16 protein-coding genes and 1 pseudogene are annotated in these 16597 nt (G+C 66.1%); 11 read left to right on the top strand and 6 right to left on the bottom strand.

Annotated elements, in window-relative coordinates; translation table 11 throughout:
* Window positions 1–36: 36 nt before the first annotated feature.
* The 3 genes from BBJ41_RS01515 to cysS form a co-directional block, all read right to left on the bottom strand.
* On the bottom strand, window positions 37–1008 hold the full coding sequence (locus tag BBJ41_RS01515; protein WP_006478433.1) for an acetyl-CoA carboxylase carboxyltransferase subunit alpha: 972 nt from the start codon (window positions 1006–1008) through the stop codon (window positions 37–39).
* A 103-nt stretch (window positions 1009–1111) separates the two neighbouring features.
* A complete protein-coding gene (locus BBJ41_RS01510) occupies window positions 1112–1936 on the bottom strand; it encodes a DNA-3-methyladenine glycosylase family protein (RefSeq protein ID WP_069745021.1) in 825 nt (274 codons plus the stop codon).
* A gap of 43 nt (window positions 1937–1979) precedes the next feature.
* Entirely contained in the window at window positions 1980–3377 is a 1398-nt protein-coding gene (cysS, locus tag BBJ41_RS01505) for a cysteine--tRNA ligase (protein WP_069745020.1), read from the bottom strand.
* Between the two features lie 234 nt (window positions 3378–3611).
* Here cysS and BBJ41_RS01500 point away from each other — a divergent pair, with 234 nt between their 5' ends.
* The 4 genes from BBJ41_RS01500 (at window position 3612) to BBJ41_RS01485 (ending at window position 6354) form a co-directional block, all read left to right on the top strand.
* Window positions 3612–4334 carry a tetratricopeptide repeat protein gene (locus BBJ41_RS01500; protein WP_069745019.1) on the top strand — a complete coding sequence of 241 codons (723 nt, stop codon included), beginning with the start codon at window positions 3612–3614 and terminating at the stop codon, window positions 4332–4334.
* A gap of 40 nt (window positions 4335–4374) precedes the next feature.
* On the top strand, window positions 4375–4950 hold the full coding sequence (locus BBJ41_RS01495; protein WP_069745018.1) for a peptidylprolyl isomerase: 576 nt from the start codon (window positions 4375–4377) through the stop codon (window positions 4948–4950).
* A gap of 88 nt (window positions 4951–5038) precedes the next feature.
* Entirely contained in the window at window positions 5039–5530 is a 492-nt protein-coding gene (locus BBJ41_RS01490; RefSeq protein WP_027784822.1) for a peptidylprolyl isomerase, read from the top strand.
* 23 nt (window positions 5531–5553) lie between these two features.
* Window positions 5554–6354 carry a UDP-2,3-diacylglucosamine diphosphatase gene (locus tag BBJ41_RS01485; RefSeq protein WP_069745017.1) on the top strand — a complete coding sequence of 267 codons (801 nt, stop codon included), beginning with the start codon at window positions 5554–5556 and terminating at the stop codon, window positions 6352–6354.
* 48 nt (window positions 6355–6402) lie between these two features.
* On the opposite strand, the gene cysE is transcribed toward BBJ41_RS01485, so the two are convergent.
* Window positions 6403–7176, bottom strand: a complete 774-nt coding sequence (gene cysE, locus BBJ41_RS01480; protein ID WP_069747539.1) for a serine O-acetyltransferase — start codon at window positions 7174–7176, stop codon at window positions 6403–6405.
* A gap of 277 nt (window positions 7177–7453) precedes the next feature.
* The gene (locus BBJ41_RS01475) at window positions 7454–8278 is read right to left on the bottom strand and encodes an RNA methyltransferase (RefSeq protein WP_069745016.1); all 825 of its coding nucleotides are present in this window, start codon (window positions 8276–8278) and stop codon (window positions 7454–7456) included.
* A 280-nt stretch (window positions 8279–8558) separates the two neighbouring features.
* Here BBJ41_RS01475 and BBJ41_RS01470 point away from each other — a divergent pair, with 280 nt between their 5' ends.
* Together BBJ41_RS01470 and BBJ41_RS01465 are read left to right on the top strand one after the other, a co-directional pair.
* Window positions 8559–9362: an inositol monophosphatase family protein gene (locus BBJ41_RS01470; protein ID WP_059608913.1), complete on the top strand. Its 804-nt coding sequence runs from the start codon at window positions 8559–8561 to the stop codon at window positions 9360–9362.
* 475 nt (window positions 9363–9837) lie between these two features.
* Window positions 9838–11459, top strand: a pseudogene (locus BBJ41_RS01465) (NAD(P)/FAD-dependent oxidoreductase).
* A 253-nt stretch (window positions 11460–11712) separates the two neighbouring features.
* On the opposite strand, the gene BBJ41_RS01460 reads toward BBJ41_RS01465, so the two are convergent.
* Window positions 11713–12039, bottom strand: coding sequence for an EthD family reductase (locus tag BBJ41_RS01460; protein WP_069745015.1), 327 nt, complete (start codon window positions 12037–12039; stop codon window positions 11713–11715).
* 745 nt (window positions 12040–12784) lie between these two features.
* Between BBJ41_RS01460 and BBJ41_RS01455 the strand changes: the two genes are divergently transcribed.
* The 5 genes from BBJ41_RS01455 to BBJ41_RS01435 all read left to right on the top strand — a co-directional run bounded on the left by BBJ41_RS01455 (window position 12785) and on the right by BBJ41_RS01435 (window position 16570).
* The gene (locus BBJ41_RS01455) at window positions 12785–13297 is read left to right on the top strand and encodes a GIY-YIG nuclease family protein (RefSeq protein ID WP_069745014.1); all 513 of its coding nucleotides are present in this window, start codon (window positions 12785–12787) and stop codon (window positions 13295–13297) included.
* Window positions 13298–13442: 145 nt separating this feature from the next.
* Window positions 13443–14447, top strand: a complete 1005-nt coding sequence (locus BBJ41_RS01450; protein ID WP_069745013.1) for a hypothetical protein — start codon at window positions 13443–13445, stop codon at window positions 14445–14447.
* 277 nt (window positions 14448–14724) lie between these two features.
* Window positions 14725–15102 (top strand): helix-turn-helix domain-containing protein, encoded by a 378-nt coding sequence (locus BBJ41_RS01445; protein ID WP_069745012.1) that lies wholly within the window; start codon window positions 14725–14727, stop codon window positions 15100–15102.
* Window positions 15103–15174: 72 nt separating this feature from the next.
* A complete protein-coding gene (locus BBJ41_RS01440) occupies window positions 15175–15870 on the top strand; it encodes an SOS response-associated peptidase (protein ID WP_069745011.1) in 696 nt (231 codons plus the stop codon).
* A gap of 178 nt (window positions 15871–16048) precedes the next feature.
* Window positions 16049–16570 (top strand): PAAR domain-containing protein, encoded by a 522-nt coding sequence (locus tag BBJ41_RS01435; protein WP_069745010.1) that lies wholly within the window; start codon window positions 16049–16051, stop codon window positions 16568–16570.
* Window positions 16571–16597 lie beyond the last annotated feature (27 nt).

The following is a 16597-nucleotide window of genomic DNA, read 5'->3' as shown; positions in this document are numbered from 1 at the left end:
CGCGCGCAGCGGCGCGCGAATTGAGTACGCAGCCGGTCATGCGCCCGGCGTGGTTTCCTTGAACTTGCCGTAGGCCATCAGGCGCTCGAAGCGGCGCTCGCGCAGCGCATCGATGCTCATGCCCTGGAACTGGCGCAGCGAATCGGCGAGCGCGCGGCGCAGCAGCGCAGCCATGCCCTTCGGATCGCGATGCGCGCCGCCGAGCGGCTCGTTGATGATCTTGTCGATCAGGCCGAGCGCCTTCAGGCGGTGTGCGGTCAGGCCCAGCGCTTCCGCGGCTTCGGGCGCCTTCGCGGCGCTCTTCCACAGGATCGACGCGCACCCTTCCGGCGAGATCACCGAGTAGGTCGAGAACTGCAGCATCATCACGGTGTCGGCCACGGCGATCGCGAGCGCGCCACCCGAGCCGCCCTCGCCAATCACCGTCGTGATGATCGGCGTCTTCAGCTCGGCCATCACGTACAGGTTGCGGCCGATCGCCTCCGACTGGCCGCGCTCTTCCGCGCCGATGCCCGGGTATGCGCCCGGCGTGTCGACGAACGTGAAGATCGGCAGCCCGAATTTCTCGGCAAGACGCATCAGGCGTTCGGCCTTGCGATAGCCTTCCGGACGCGGCATCCCGAAGTTGCGCGCGGCGCGCTCCTTCGTGTCGCGGCCCTTCTGATGACCGATCACCATGCACGGATGGCCGCCGAAGCGCGCGAGCCCGCCGACGATCGACAGGTCGTCCGCGAACGCGCGGTCGCCATGCAGTTCGTGGAAATCGGTAAACAGTTCGGCGACGTAATCGAGCGTGTACGGACGCTGCGGATGCCGCGCGATCTGCGAAACCTGCCACGGCGACAGGTTCGCGTAGAGGTCTTTCGTCAGTTGCTGGCTTTTCTTCGACAGCCGCTCGATTTCTTCCGAAATATCGACAGCCGAGTCGTCCTGCACGAATCGCAGCTCTTCGATCTTGGCCTCGAGTTCGGCGATCGGCTGTTCGAAATCCAGAAACGTGGTCTTCATGTGTTCGAATCCTTGGGTCTTGCGGCAGCGCGTATTCTACCCGCGCGGGCGACGCTCAAAACCGGCTCTCAACTATTGATGTTTAAAACCCGATAGCCGCCACTCAGGCGTCGGCGTCGGGCGCATCGAGACTGCGCCACATGTACCAGGTCGCAACGGTGCGCCACGGTTCCCAGTTGGCGGCAACCTCGCGCGCCTCGCTGCGCGTGACGGGTTCCCCGCTGAAATAATTGACGCTGATCGCGCGGATCAGGCCCGGATCGTCGAGCGGCAGCACATCCGGCCGCGACAGGTTGAAGATCAGGAACATCTCGGCCGTCCAGCGGCTGATGCCTCGGATCTGCGTGAGTTCCGCGATCACGTCCTCGTCGTCCATCGACGTCCATTTGTCGACGTGCAGCGCGCCCGATACGAAATGCTGCGCGAGATCGAGGATGTATTCCGTCTTGCGCTTCGACAATCCGCACGCGATCAGCTTGTCCGCGCCGAGCCGGATCACCGGCTGCGGTGCGAGTTTCGGACAGGCGTCCTCGATACGCGCCCACAGCGACTGCGCGGACGGCACCGAAATCTGCTGGCCGACGACCGAGCGCGCGAGCGTGACGAACGGATCGCCGCGCTTCACGAGATGCGCGGGACCGAACTTCGGAATCAGTTTCTTCAGGATCCGGTCGCGCTTGACGAGGTCGGCGCACGCTTTATCCCAGTATGCAGGACGCACGACGACCTCCTCGCCTTCGGCTTCGGACGCACGCGCCTTGCGGGCTGCGTCGGCGGGCAGCGCAGCCGCCGGCTGCGCATGACCGTTGAGCGCGCCGTTCGGCACGGCGCGCGTCGCGTCTGCTTTCGCCGCCGGCACGCGCTTGGCTGCCGGACGCGCGGCGACCGGGGTCGCGCGCCTGACCGGCGCTTTTCTGGCCGTTGCCATCTTGCCTCCTACCCGACGGATCGGTCAGTGGAACGCACCGCGCTCATACGCGACGCCATTCGGTCGATCCGCCCGGTTTGTCTTCAAGTGCGACGCCGGCCTCGAGCAGTTCCGCCCGGATCCGGTCCGCTTCGGCATAGTCCTTCGCTTGCTTCGCCGCGACACGCGCGGCGATCTTCGCTTCGATCTCGTCGACCGCGAGCGCGCCCGCCTGCGCGGCGCCGGACGCCTGCTGCAGGAACGCGCGCGGTTCACGGCCCAGCAGGCCGAGCAGGCCCGCCAGCTGTTTCAGCTGCCGCGCGAGCGACGCATCGCGCGTGCGATTCACCTCGCCCGCCAGCTCGAACAGCGTCGCCACCGCGACAGGCGTGTTGAAGTCGTCGTTCATCGCGGCCGCGAAACGCTGCGCGTGCGGCTCGTTCCAGTCGAGCGCGAGCGTGTCGGCCTCGACATCCTTCAGCGCGGTGTACAGGCGCGTGAGCGACGCGCGCGCATCATCGAGATGCACGTCGCTGTAATTGAGCGGCGACCGGTAGTGCGTGCGCACGATGAAGAAGCGCATGACCTCGGCGTCGTACCGTTCGAGCACTTCGCGGATCGTGAAGAAGTTGCCGAGCGATTTCGACATCTTCTCGTTGTCGACCTGCACGAAGCCGTTGTGCATCCAGTAATTGACGAACGTCTGGCCGGTCGCGCCTTCGCTCTGTGCGATCTCGTTCTCGTGGTGCGGGAATTGCAGATCCTGCCCGCCGCCGTGGATGTCGAAATGCTCGCCGAGCAGCGTGCAGCCCATCGCCGAGCACTCGATGTGCCAGCCCGGGCGGCCCATCCCGTACTTCGACGCCCACGACGCGCCTTCCGGATCTTCCGGCTTCGCGCGCTTCCACAGCACGAAATCGAGCGGATCTTCCTTCGCGTCGTTCGCGGCAAACCGCTCGCCCGCGCGGAGATCGTCGAGCGACTTGCCCGACAGCTTCCCGTAGTTCGCGAACTTGCGCACCGAGTAATTGACGTCGCCGTCGGTCGCCTGATACGCGTAGCCGTTCGACTCGAGCGTCTCGATCATCCCGAGCATCTGCGGAATGAATTGCGTCGCACGCGGCTCGATGTCGGGCCGCTGGATGCCAAGCGCGCTCTCATCGTCGTGCATCGCGCCGATGAACCGGTCGGTCAGCGACTTGATCGTCTCACCGTTCTCGACCGCGCGGCGGATGATCTTGTCGTCGATGTCGGTGATGTTGCGCACATACGTGACCCGATAGCCGATCGCACGCAGCCAGCGCTGGACGAGGTCGAACACGACCAGCATGCGCGCGTGGCCCACGTGACAATAGTCGTAGACGGTGATCCCGCATACGTACATCCGCACTTCGCCGGGATGGCGCGGCACGAAAACTTGCTTGTCACGCGCGAGCGTGTTGTAGATGCGCAGTGATTCCATAGAGATGAACCGTGAGCCGAAGGAAACCGCCCTGGCGAAGCTCGCCCAGCATGCGAAACGGACGGACCATCTGCTGCGGCGCCAGGCCGAGCGTCCTCGATATCACATGGGGCGGTCAGGCTGCAAGCACAGCGGTGACGGCCACGAGAGGCTAAGAAAGACTGTCTGCGGCTCGCCGGAACGCGCAGACGTTTTGTTAGAATGGCTCGGAGTATAACATTCCGATTTACGCCTATGAAACCTCATCGCGGCCGCGCGCGCAGCGCTGCGACCCTCGTTGCGACCACCGTCATGGGCGTCGCGCTGACGCTTTTCGCGGCCCCCGCAGCGTATGCGCAGAAAGCCCCGGCCACCGCCGACGGCACCCCCGAAATCGACGCGTCGATCGCCGGCAAGCAGTGGAAGCAGGCGCTCGCGCAGCTCGACGCGCGCATCGCGTCGAACCCGCACGACGTGCAGGCGCAGTTCAAGCGCGGCACCGTGCTGGCCCGCCTGAACCGCGACGACGACGCGATCCAGCAGTTCGTCGCGATCACGCAGGCGTACCCCGAACTACCCGAGCCGTACAACAACCTTGCGGCGCTGTACGCGAAGCACGGCCGCTACGACGAAGCGCGCACCGCGCTCGTCACCGCGACGCAATCGAACCCGGGCTACTCGCTCGCGTACGAGAACCTCGGCGACCTGTACCTGCGCCTCGCGGCCGAGTCGTACAAGCGCGCGCAATCGCTCGGCCGTACGAGCGGCGCGACCGCGCAGCGCCTCGCCGATCTTCAGAAGATCGTGTCGCCGCCGAAGGCTGCGCCGAACGCCCGCGCGGTCGCGCCGGCGACGCGCGACTACACCAGCCGCGCAGCCGCGAACGTGAGCACCACCACGCTGCCGATGTCGCCGACGTTCCAGTTCAGCGGTCCGTCGGGCGCACTGGCGGCGCCGTACGTCGCGCCGTCGCAATAAGCGGCGCGGCTCCCTTTTCCCTCCCAACCTGAGGATCGCAATGAAACGTCTGTTGCTGGCGCTTGGCGGCGCCGCCCTTCTCGCGACTGCGCCCGCGTTTGCGCAAACGGCCACGGCGCACCCCGTCGTGCAGCTGAAGACCTCGCAGGGCGACATCCGCGTCGAGCTCTATCCGGAGAAGGCGCCGAAGTCCGTCGCCAACTTCCTCGATTACGTGAAGGCCGGCCAGTACAACGGCACGATCTTCCATCGCGTGATCAAGGGCTTCATGATCCAGGGCGGCGGCTACAAGACCAATTTCGAGGAGAAGCCGACCCGCGCGCCGATCCCGCTGGAAAGCCGCAATGGTCTGAAGAACCTGACGGGCACGATCGCGATGGCACGCACGAGCGATCCGAACTCGGCCACCGCGCAATTCTTCATCAACACGGTGGACAACGGCGGCCTCGACTACCCGAACCCGGACGGCAACGGCTATGCGGTGTTCGGCAAGGTCGTGTCGGGCCTCGACGTCGTGAAGAAGATCGAAGGCGTGGCGACGACCTCGCGCGGCCCGATGCAGGACGTGCCCGCGCAGCCGATCGTGATCGAATCGGCCAGCATCGTCTCGAAGTAAGAACCTGCCGGCACGTCCGGCGCCTCACGCGGCCGCGTCGCACGACCGGCCGCGTGCCATTTAAACCGCCTCATCGAAGGAATTCATCATGGTTGAACTGCATACGAACCACGGCGTGATCAAGCTCGAGCTCGACGCCGAGAAGGCACCGAAGACGGTCGAGAACTTCCTGAACTACGTGAAGAAGGGCCACTACGACGGCACCGTGTTCCATCGCGTGATCAACGGCTTCATGATCCAGGGCGGCGGCTTCGAGCCGGGCCTGAAGCAAAAGCCGACCGACGCGCCGATCGACAACGAAGCGAACAACGGCCTGAAGAACGACAACTACACGGTCGCGATGGCACGCACGAACGATCCGCACTCGGCGACCGCCCAGTTCTTCATCAACGTGAACGACAACGACTTCCTGAACCACTCGTCGCCGACGCCGCAGGGCTGGGGCTACGCGGTGTTCGGCAAGGTCGTCGAAGGCCAGGACGTGGTCGACAAGATCAAGGGCGTCAAGACGGGCAACGCCGGTTTCCACCAGGACGTGCCGGCTGACGACGTCGTGATCGAAAAGGCCGTCGTAGTCTGACGAGCCGTTACGGAGGCACTTCGATGTTGCAGGAGAGTCCGCCGCGAAGCGTCTCCGCGGGCGTGCCGGGCGAGCGCGAATACGCGCAAGCCGCACGCCCGTTCCTGTTTCTCTCCGATCTGCACCTGAGCGAAGCGATTCCGAAGACGGTCGCTGCGTTCGAGCATTTCGTGAAATACACCGCCGACAGCGCCGACTCGGTGTTCATCCTCGGCGACCTGTTCGAATACTGGATCGGCGACGACATCCTCGACGACGATCCGTTCGCGGCACGCATGGCCGCGCTGATGCACACGTTCTCGGAACGCGGGATCGCGCTCTACGTGATGCACGGCAACCGCGATTTCCTGCTCGGCAGGCGCTTCATGAAGGCGGCCGGCGCAATGCTGCTGCCCGACCCTTCGCTGATCATGGCGTTCGGCCAGCGCATCGTGCTCGCGCACGGCGACGCGCAATGCACGGCCGACCGCGGCTATCAGGTGTTCCGCCGCTTCGCCCGCAACCGCGCCGCGCAATGGCTGTTTCTCGCATGGCCGTTCCGCTGGCGCCGCGCGCTCGCGCAACGCATGCGCTCGAACAGCGAAGCGGGCCGGATGCGCCCCGCGCTGGCGATCTACGATGTCACGCGCGAAGGCGTGGCCGCGCTGTTCCGGAAAAGCCGCGCGAGCGTGATCATTCACGGCCACACGCACCGCCCCGCGCGTCACGCCGAACCGGAGGGCACGCGCTGGGTGCTGCCCGACTGGGATCTCGACCACGGCATGCCGCGCGGCGGCTACCTGCGCGTCGACGCCGACGGCATCCACGCGATGCCGCTCGACTGACGCCGCCGCTGCCGTCACACCGACCGACAGCAGCCTGCGCCAATCGCATTACACCTGGCGTTCGACCGACTTCCCTTCCAGCGCCGCCGACAGCCTGCGCAGGTCGAGGCGTGCCGCATCGGTACCCTGCAGCGTTTCCAGATGCGTGCCGAGACGCTCGAGCGCTGCGACGATCTCGTCGACGCGGCGACTTTCCTTCGACGCATGATCGATCAGGCCGTGAATCGCGAGCGACATCGGATCGTCGGCGTTCGGCGTGATCCCGTATGCGCTGAACGCCGCGCGTTCGGGTTGCGGCTTCGGCTGCGCCGGCATCACGATGCGCGCCGGATTGCCGACCGCGGTGCCGCCTGCCGGCACCGGCTTCACGACGACCGCGTTCGAACCGATCTTCGCGCCCGCACCGACCGTGAAACCGCCGAGCACCTTCGCGCCCGCGCCGACGATCACGCCGGCCTCGAGCGTCGGGTGGCGTTTCGCGCCGCGCGTGAGCGACGTGCCGCCCAGCGTCACGCCCTGATAGATCGTGCAGTCGTCGCCGATGATCGCCGTTTCGCCGATCACGACACCCATGCCGTGATCGATGAACACGCGCCGGCCGATCGTCGCGCCGGGATGGATCTCGATACCCGTGAGGAACCGCCCGGCCTGCGACACGAAACGCGCGAGCCAGTAGCGCTTCGCACGCCAGCACGCGTGCGCGAAACGGTGCAGCACGAGCGCATGCAGCCCCGGATAACAGGTCAGCACTTCCCAGGCACTGCGAGCGGCGGGATCCCGCTCGCGAATCGTTGCAACGTCTTCGCGCAGTCTCGTGAACATGATCTGATCGGGGAAAAAGCCGGCGCGCACCACCGGCAATGACCGGCCGTTATCGCGCCGGGTAATTTGCTTATGACGTCCGGCGATTGTAGGGCCAGTCGCGTACGGCCGCACGAGGCCGCGCGTTCACCCCGCCACCGGCGCGGGTATTCGGGCGAAACGCTTGCTGCAACGGGGTTCCCGGGATATCCGGCCAGGCGGAACGACCAGCGCCGGGGCGCGTGGCGGCCGATGCAACGCGAGCGCGGCGCGAACGCCGCGCCTGAGTGCATGCCGCTTACGCGTCACCGTCGGGCTTGCCCGATTTCAGCAGGATGTGTTTCGCGACGCCGCGCAGGATGTTGACTTCCTCGCGCTCGAGGCCCGTGCGCGCAAACAGGCGCCGCAGTCGCGGCATCAGTTTCTTCGGGTTGCGCGGGTCGAGGAAATCGAGCGCGATCAGCGCATTCTCGAGGTGCACGTACATCCGCTCGATCTCGTCGCTCTGCGCAAGCGTACCGACCTCGGCCGACGGTTGCAGCGACGGTGCGCTCGCCTGCTCGAGAAACGCGACGCGCAACTCGTACGCGAGCACCTGCACGGCCTGCGCGAGGTTCAGCGAGCTGTAGGCCGGGTTCGCCGGGATATGCGCGAGCGCACTGCACTGTTCGACATGCTCGTTCGCGAGGCCCGTGCGCTCGTTGCCGAACACGAGCGCGATGTCGCCCGTGCCGACCTGCGCGCACGCCTGCGCGGCGGCCGCGCGCGGCGCGAGACGCGGCGGGCCGTATTCGCGCGTGCGGGCGGTCAGCGCGATCGACCAGTGGACGCCGGACAGCGCGTCGCCGAGCGTCGGCACGACGTGCGCGGACGCGAGGACGTCGTCGGCGCCGCTGGCCATCGCGATCGCCTCGGGGTCGCTCTGCACGTGCGGCACGCGCGGCGCGACCAGCACGAGACGCGAGAATCCCATCGTCTTCAGCGCGCGGGCGGCCGCCCCGACATTGCCGGGATGGCTCGGCTCGACGAGCACGAAGCGGGTGGACGTGAAGCCGCCGGACGGCGGCGGGGACGAGGCCGCACCCGGCTCGGAGGGCGCGGCGGTGTTCTGCGGGGTTTCCACTACGTTACGACTCGGTTCATCAGAATGGCAGTATGGTATCGCCATCGCCCGCGCAAACCCACTCGTCCGGACGGACAGTGGGGGTTTCCCCGCATTCCGGCCGCCTGAAACCGCCAAAAATCGGGTAAAATCATGCCTTTACGCGCCGCACTCCGTGCGGCGCGGGTCGTACCCCGTTCTTTGTCAATTCGCGTCTCATCTCGCCCGGCACGCTTGCGCCGTTCCGGGCGGTTGTTCCACTTCGTGGCGGCTCGTGCCGCCAGCTACAGGATCCAGGCTCATGCATCCCATGCTCAACATTGCTGTCAAGGCTGCGCGCCGCGCCGGGCAGATCATCAACCGCGCGTCCCTCGATCTCGACCTGATCGAGATTCGCAAGAAGCAGCAGAACGACTTCGTCACCGAAGTGGACAAGGCCGCCGAAGACGCGATCATCGAGACGCTGAAGACCGCCTACCCCGATCACGCGATCCTCGCGGAAGAATCGGGCGAATCCGAAAACGAATCCGAGTTCAAGTGGATCATCGATCCGCTCGACGGCACGACCAATTTCATCCACGGCTTCCCGTACTACTGCGTATCGATCGCGCTCGAGCACAAGGGCGTCGTCACGCAGGCCGTCGTCTACGATCCGAACAAGAACGACCTGTTCACGGCCACGCGCGGCCGCGGCGCGTACCTGAACGACCGCCGCATCCGCGTCGGCCGCCGCGACCGCCTGTCCGACGCGCTGGTCGGCACGGGCTTCCCGTTCCGTGAAAAGGACGGCCTCGACGCGTACGCGCGCCTGTTCACCGAAATGACGCAAGCCTGCACGGGCCTGCGCCGCCCGGGCGCAGCGGCACTCGATCTCGCGAACGTCGCGGCCGGCCGCCTCGACGCATTCTTCGAACAGGGCATCAACGTGTGGGACATGGCGGCTGGCAGCCTGCTGATCACCGAGGCCGGCGGCCTCGTCGGCAACTACACGGGCGATGCCGATTTCCTGCATCGCCATGAGATCGTCGCAGCGAACCCGAAGATCTACGCGCAGATGATCCCGATCCTGAACCGCTACAGCCGCGTGCATCCGGCGGCAGAGTAAGCCTCGCGTCCGCGCGGCGCGCTTCGACGGCCCGTGCCCGCTTCCTGCGGCACGGGCCGTCTGCAAGGCGATGCCGCGCGCGTCGCTACCGCCCTTTTCGTCTGACTGCCGTATTTTTACGTGGCATCGATATCGATGTGCTATGTTGGCCGGCATGGACGACAAGGGCGGCGACGCCCGCCTGGCGCGGCTTTCGCACACACCACCCGCCGGCACCGTCACGATGGCGCAGCTTTCGCCTTCCGACTGTTCGCGGGCGGGAACCTCTTCCCCGCATCAGGGGCGCTTCATGCTTGCGTCCTGAAGTTGCCCGCGTTGCCCGGCCTGGTCAGTGCGCAGCCCGTCGTACGGCTTTACCCAGCTATGAATGGTTTGCATCCGGGAGGCCCGCGTGGCGAACGACGCCACCACCCGCATGCCGGCCCCGCCTGTTTCAACACCGCCACGACGCCGTGGCGACAGCATTCGAGTACCCATGTTACGGCTAAGCGAAGTTAAACTTCCCCTCGACCATCCCGAAAGCGCGCTCGAAGCCGCGATTCGCGCGCGCCTCGCGGAGCATGGGGTGGCGGCAGACGAACTCCTCCGTTACACCGTGTTCCGCCGCGCGCACGATGCACGCAAGCGCTCCGACATCAAGCTGACGTACATCGTCGACATCGAAGTCAAGGACGAAGCGGCCGCGCTCAAGCGGCTCGCCGGCAAGCCGCATTGCGGCGTGACGCCCGACATGGCGTATCGCTTTGTCGCGAAGGCCCCGAGCATTCCGCTTTCCTGCGTCCGGTCGTCATCGGCATGGGGCCGTGCGGCCTGTTTGCAGGGCTGATCCTCGCGCAGATGGGATTTCGCCCCATCATCCTCGAACGCGGCAAGGCCGTGCGCGAGCGCACCAAGGACACCTTCGGCCTGTGGCGCAAGAGCGTGCTCAACCCCGAATCCAACGTGCAGTTCGGCGAAGGCGGCGCCGGGACATTTTCCGACGGCAAGCTGTACAGCCAGATCAAGGATCCGCACCACTATGGGCGCAAGGTGCTGGACGAATTCGTCAAGGCCGGCGCGCCGGAAGACATCCTGTATCTGAGCCGGCCGCACATCGGCACGTTCCGCCTCGTCAGCATGGTGGAAAAAATGCGCGCCTCCATCCACGAGCTGGGTGGTGAGGTGCGCTTCGAAACGCGCGTCGACGACATCGAAATCGACCAGGGCAAGGTACGCTCGCTCAAGCTCTCGAACGGCGAAACGCTCCGGTGCGACCACGTGGTGCTGGCCGTCGGCCACAGCGCGCGCGACACGTTCCAGATGCTGCACGATCGCGGCGTGTATATCGAAGCCAAGCCGTTTTCGCTGGGTTTTCGCATCGAACATCCGCAGGGGCTGATCGATCGCAGCCGCTTCGGCAAGTTTGCCGGCCACAAGCAACTCGGCGCGGCCGACTACAAGGTGGTTCACCACAGCAGCAACGGGCGGGCCGTCTACAGCTTCTGCATGTGTCCCGGCGGCACGGTGGTCGCAGCGACCTCCGAACCGGGCCGCGTGGTCACCAACGGGATGAGCCAGTATTCCCGCGCCGAGCGCAACGCGAATGCGGGCATCGTCGTCGGCATCACGCCGGAAGACTATCCCGGCGGCCCGCTGGCGGGCATCGCGTTCCAGCGCAAATGGGAAGAGCGCGCATTCGAACTCGGCGGTGGCGATTACCGCGCGCCGGGCCAACTGGTCGGGGATTTCATCGCAGGCCGGCCGTCGACGTCGCTCGGCTCCGTGGAGCCGTCGTACAAGCCCGGCGTGCGGCCGACCGATCTCAGCACCGCGCTCCCCGACTACGTGATCGAAGCGATCCGTGAAGCACTCCCGCAGATCGACAAGAAGATCGCCGGCTTCGCGATGCACGATGCCGTGCTCACCGGCGTCGAGACGCGCACGTCGTCACCGATCCGGGTTCGACGCAAGGACGACTACCAGAGCATGAACGTCGAAGGCCTGTACCCGGCCGGCGAAGGTGCGGGCTATGCGGGCGGCATCTATTCGGCGGCCATCGACGGCATCGAAGTCGCGCAGGCGGTGGCACTCAGCCTGACGTCGACGAGCGCATCCTGAGGTAGCGGACCGGATCGGCCCGCGAGGAGCAGCGGGCCGATGACGTCGACGGTCCCGTGTCCGTCAGACAGCGGGGTCGAATAACCGTATGGGGCCGGCAACCGCCGGCCGCCATCTTCTGCAGTTGGCCGAAAGGCGAACTTCGCGCCGCTACGTCGGGGCCGCAGGGAAACTCGGCCAACCCAGGCAACGGCTTCATAACGGACCGGTACGCCATACGCGGATGCGGTGCTCGGCGATATCCGAACCTTGGTCAGACTTCCGAACGCTCCACGACCACCTCACTGATTTGCAGCACGGGTTGTATATCCGTGTAATTGGCTATGTCGGCCATGATCTCCTGCGCGTGCGGGTCGCGGGCTGCCTGGAAAGCTTCGACAGAAGTGCAGACGAAGTCGCACTTGGCCACGTAAGCAGGGGCAGTGCCCGGAGCGCCGCCGGCGATGCCCTTGTCCACCGTGTAGTAGAGACATGCAGCGCCGAGCCGCTGCTTCACCATTGGCATATGCCTCTCGCGGTAGTAGGTATGGTCGAATCGCGCGCCTGCGGTGTACGGATACATGACACTGACTTTGATCATCGGGTTCTCCTGTTGGTGCACGGTAATCGAGGCGCCGCCGCCCGCGAGACGACATCGAGGTCGCCGATATAGGCCGCGGCCAAGGCTTCTTCCAGAATCGGCATGCTCATTCTTTCGATTGTAAGCACCGGTGAACCCGTCTTGCCAGTTTGGCGGCCCCGGGTGCCCGACGATGCGGGGGCAGTTCGGCGATGTCGGACGCTTTGCGGGTCGTCAGCCGGGTGAGTACGTCGTTCAGATAGCTGCCGATCGTCGTCACCCGCATCTGGCCAAACGGCGAACTTCGCGCGTACACATGGAAGCGACTGGTAAACTCGGGCAACCAAAGCAACAACCTGATGCCTGACCTATGACCACGCTGTCGCCCGAAGCCTTCGCAGGCCACACCCCGATGATGCAGCATTATCAGGGTGCAAAATCAATCATCGTTGATTTATAAGGATTTTCTCTAGTATTCACCCCCTGTATTTTGGTCGTGAATACGCCGTGGTTACAACCATCTGGCCGCTGATGGCGAGAAACGGGAACCGCCCAGCGGTCGGGCCTGACGCCGTTTTCCTCCCCGCGCCGCCCGTAATCACCGACCCACCGTGATTACTTTAGGTGGCGAGAGCCTTGTAACCACGCCCCGGATCGTGTAATCACGGATTACCCCGAACCCGGCGGTGGTGTCCCGACCGGGCGCCCAGACCGGGTGATCGCCCGGGTATGATCGGCGTCTCCCTTCCACCACGCTGATCCCCGCATGCCGATCGACAACTGCACCCACACCTTCGACGAGCTGGCCGCCACGGTCCTGCCCGCGCATCTGGAACGGCTGACCGAAGCCCTCCGGTCACCGATGCCGGCCACCACGTTCGTGGGGTTCAAGACTGCGAGCCGCGACCTCCTGAGCAAGCTCGACCGCACGACCGATTTCCCCGGGTGCTACGTGTTCCTCGACGCCGGCCGCCCGGTGTACGTCGGGATCTCCCGTGGGGTGCTCAAACGCCTGGTGCAGCACCTGAACTTCGAATCCCACAACACCGCCAGCCTGGTCTACAAGATGGCGAGCCTGGACTTCCCCCACGAAATGAAGCGTGACCAGGCGATGAAGGACGATCAGTTCCGCGAGGTCTTCCTCACCGCCCAGGGCCGCCTGCGGGAAATGTCGGTCGCGTTCGTGCAGATCGACAACGACCTGGAGCTGTACCTGTTCGAGGTGATGGCGTCCATGCACCTCGACACCGACACCTGGAACACCTTCCGGACCCACTGACCGGTGGTCAGGGCCTGCCTCGCACACGCTGATGGTTCATCGGTGTCTGCGCATCAAGGCAGGCCCACGCCCTCGTCCTGGCGCCGCACGCTGTCGCTATACTGTGCGCACAACACGGAAGCACCATTCGAGATCGGGGGCGGGGATGAAGGACCAACAACGCAAAGGCCGGGGCCTGGCCACGTGCCTGACGGCGATCGTGGGGAGCACCCTGCTCCTCGCCGGGTGCGGTGACCGCTCCGTTTCCGGGTCGTACGTCGCCCACTTCGGCAACCAGGCCGACCTCCTCCAAATCACCGAAACACCTGACCATCGTTTCACCGGCACGCTCCGCCATGCTGGGCTGAAGAACGACGGCACCCTGACGTCGAGCAGCGCGAACGTGTCGGGCTCGGTGGATGGGAACAGCCTCACCCTCACCGTCCTGGAAACGCCCCTGCCCATCGGGCAGAACTTCAGCGGGACGGTGACCGGAAGCGGGATCGACCTCACGGTGGCCAACGGCGCCCAAACCGGGGTCGAGCGCTTCGCCAAGGGTCAGCCCTCCGATTTCGACACCGTGGTGGCCCAGCTCAACCAGGCGGGTCAGCCGATCATCGCCGCGCGCCAGCGGGGCCAGCAGGTCGACCAGCTCAACCGCCAGGTGAACGCCCTGACGGACAGCCTCAACCGCTTCGTCGCGAGCGCCCACCAGCACCTCGACCGCCTGCCCAAGGCCCAGGCCTACTACGATCACGCCGTGACCGTCGAGCAGGCGAAGCTCGATCGCGCCCAGCGCCTCGAAGCCACCGGGAACGGTGTCGCGCAGGGCCAGGCCGGCGTCATCGTCGGTCAGATGGGCGTCGACAAGTCGCAAATCTCGATCGCGGACGATTCAATCGACCGCGTGCAGACCGATGCCACGACCGCGGAGAATGCCCTCAACGCTCGCATCGCCCAGTGGCGTGGCACCTGCCTGGACGGGAGCACCGTCAAGGTCGGTGACGTGATCCCGGACATGGGACCCTGCAAGGGCCTGGCGCGCGCCGTCGCCGCCTACAACGCGGTGCTGCCCCCGCTGCACAACGCGCTCGCCGCCGCTGCCCAAGCCAAGGCACACGGTCATGCCCAGCTCGCCACCATCTGGCGGGCCGCGGACAACCTGCACTGACTCCACCACGCCGCCGGCAACCTGTGCCAGGGCACCTTCGCCCCACCGGCTGACCACCTCGCCCGCGTGAACCGGACCCGACCGTAGGGCCGGTTCACCGCCCCCACCCCCGCCCGATTCGGCCGCCCGTGCCAGGGTACGGGTTTCTGCACCTTTTTTTCGTCCCAATAGCCCCTAAAATGCAGACTGTGTCATCAGTTACAGTTTGGGTCATCTACAAACGCCCGGCCAGACGCCACACTTCACGTCATCCGATGACGTGGTGGGAGATTCTGGTTTGGCTAAGGCGGTTGACGAGCGGAGCACCAAGGAAATGGTCCAGGGGATCGGTCAGCGGCTGGCCGCTGTTCGTCGCGCCCGCGGCTGGACCCAAGCGGTGCTCGCCGACAAGCTCGGTCTGGAAAAGGAAAGCGTCTCGCGCCTCGAAGGCTCGAAGGTCGCCATGTCCATCGAACGGCTGGTCATGTTCTGCGACGTCCTCGACGTCCCGATCGAGGAAATCCTGACCTCCGCCTCGGTGCACCCCACCGACGAAGCCCGCACCCTCATCGCCTCGCTGAAAGGGCTGGCCCCGGCCCAGCGCGCGATCGTCCTGAAATCCGCCCACCACCTGGCGGCGCTCCTGAAAAAAGAGAAGGACCCCGCCCGGGACTGAGCCCGACCCGCGCAGCACCGGCGCGAGCGCGTTACCCTGTCGGCTGAACCGGTGCCCCCAGGAGGTCGTGCGATGTGCGGACGGTACAGCCGAGGTCAGGGCGACCTCTTCTACGTGGTGCCCCTCGCGACGGACGAGAACGATCCACGCCTGCGCGGGCACGCGGACATCTTCCGGCCGAGCTGGAACGTGTCCCCCGGGAGCCAGCAGCCGGTCATCACCCCCGACGGCCCACGTCTGCAAACCTGGGGCTACCGCCCCGCCTGGGCGGTCGAGCGCAAGCAGAAAATGCTGATCAACGCACGCTTGGACAAGGCGTCCAGTTCCGCCTGGAAATGGATGTGGAAGGCCCACCGCGTGCTCGTGCCCTGCGACGGCTACTACGAGTGGACCGGTGACCCAGGCCGCAAGCAGCCGTGGTTCATCCAGACGGCGGACGGCCCACCCACGTATTTCGCCGGTCTGTCCAGCGTGCGCGAAGGTGCCCCACCGCCCAGCACGCCGGGCGTGGTCGACGGGTTCGTGATCGTCACCGACGCCGCGTCTGGCCTGCTGGGCGACATCCACGATCGCCGCCCCCTGGTCCTCACGTTGGAGGAGGCGAAGGTGTGGCTCGACCCCGCCACCACCTACGACGAAGCCGTACACCTGGCGAACAACGCCGTGAAGCCCTCGGAAGCGTTCCGCTGGCACAAGGTGACGCCCGGGATGAATCGCAGCGGTGGCGGGAACGACAGCCCCACGTTCAACGATCCGATCGACGATTGACGGACAAAGGCCGGCGCAAGGCCGGCCTTCATCACGCTGCAGCAGCCCTCACGGGCCCGTTCGCGCTGCGGTCCGGACCTTCCCACACCGCCCCGACACCTGTCAACGTTGACAGGCTGGCTCGGGGAAAACCCGCTGTGCTACATTCCTCCGACCAAACGGAAGGGAGGTATGCGGCATGGGTTTTGCGTTCATCCGCGAGGGGGACACCACCTCGCACGGCGGGCGTGTTCTCGCCTGCACGCCCACCAACAAGGTCGACGGGCGGCCCCTCGCCCTGCTCGGCGACAAGGTGTCGTGCCCGAAGTGCGGCGGGATCTACCCCATCGTCGGGGTGAAAAACCTGGGCATGACGTTCGACGGTCGCCCCGTCGCCTCCGAAGGCGACACCACCGCCTGCGGGGCGTCGCTCATCGCCAGCCAGAGCACCGCCACGGCGGACCCGACCAGCGGTCCGGGCGGGTCCATCGGCGGGGGCAAGAGCGTACTGTCGCAGGCCAGCCAGGACGCCACCCAGCGCGGACGCTTCCAGGTGATCGACGACGCCACCCGCCAGCCGCTCGCCGGCCATCCCTACACCGTCACCGCCTCCGACGGTCGGGTGGTTCAGGGTACGACCGACGCCAACGGGTTCACCGACTGGCTCGAAGGGCACCAGGCCTCGTCCCTGTCGTTCCACCAGCCGGGGACCGAGGCATGACCGGGTACGCCCCGGGGTCGGCGCCCG

The organism is Burkholderia stabilis (assembly GCF_001742165.1).
Classification (GTDB): domain Bacteria; phylum Pseudomonadota; class Gammaproteobacteria; order Burkholderiales; family Burkholderiaceae; genus Burkholderia; species Burkholderia stabilis.
Note: the sequence above shows the minus strand (reverse complement) of the source record. Positions and strands in the feature narration are given on the sequence as shown.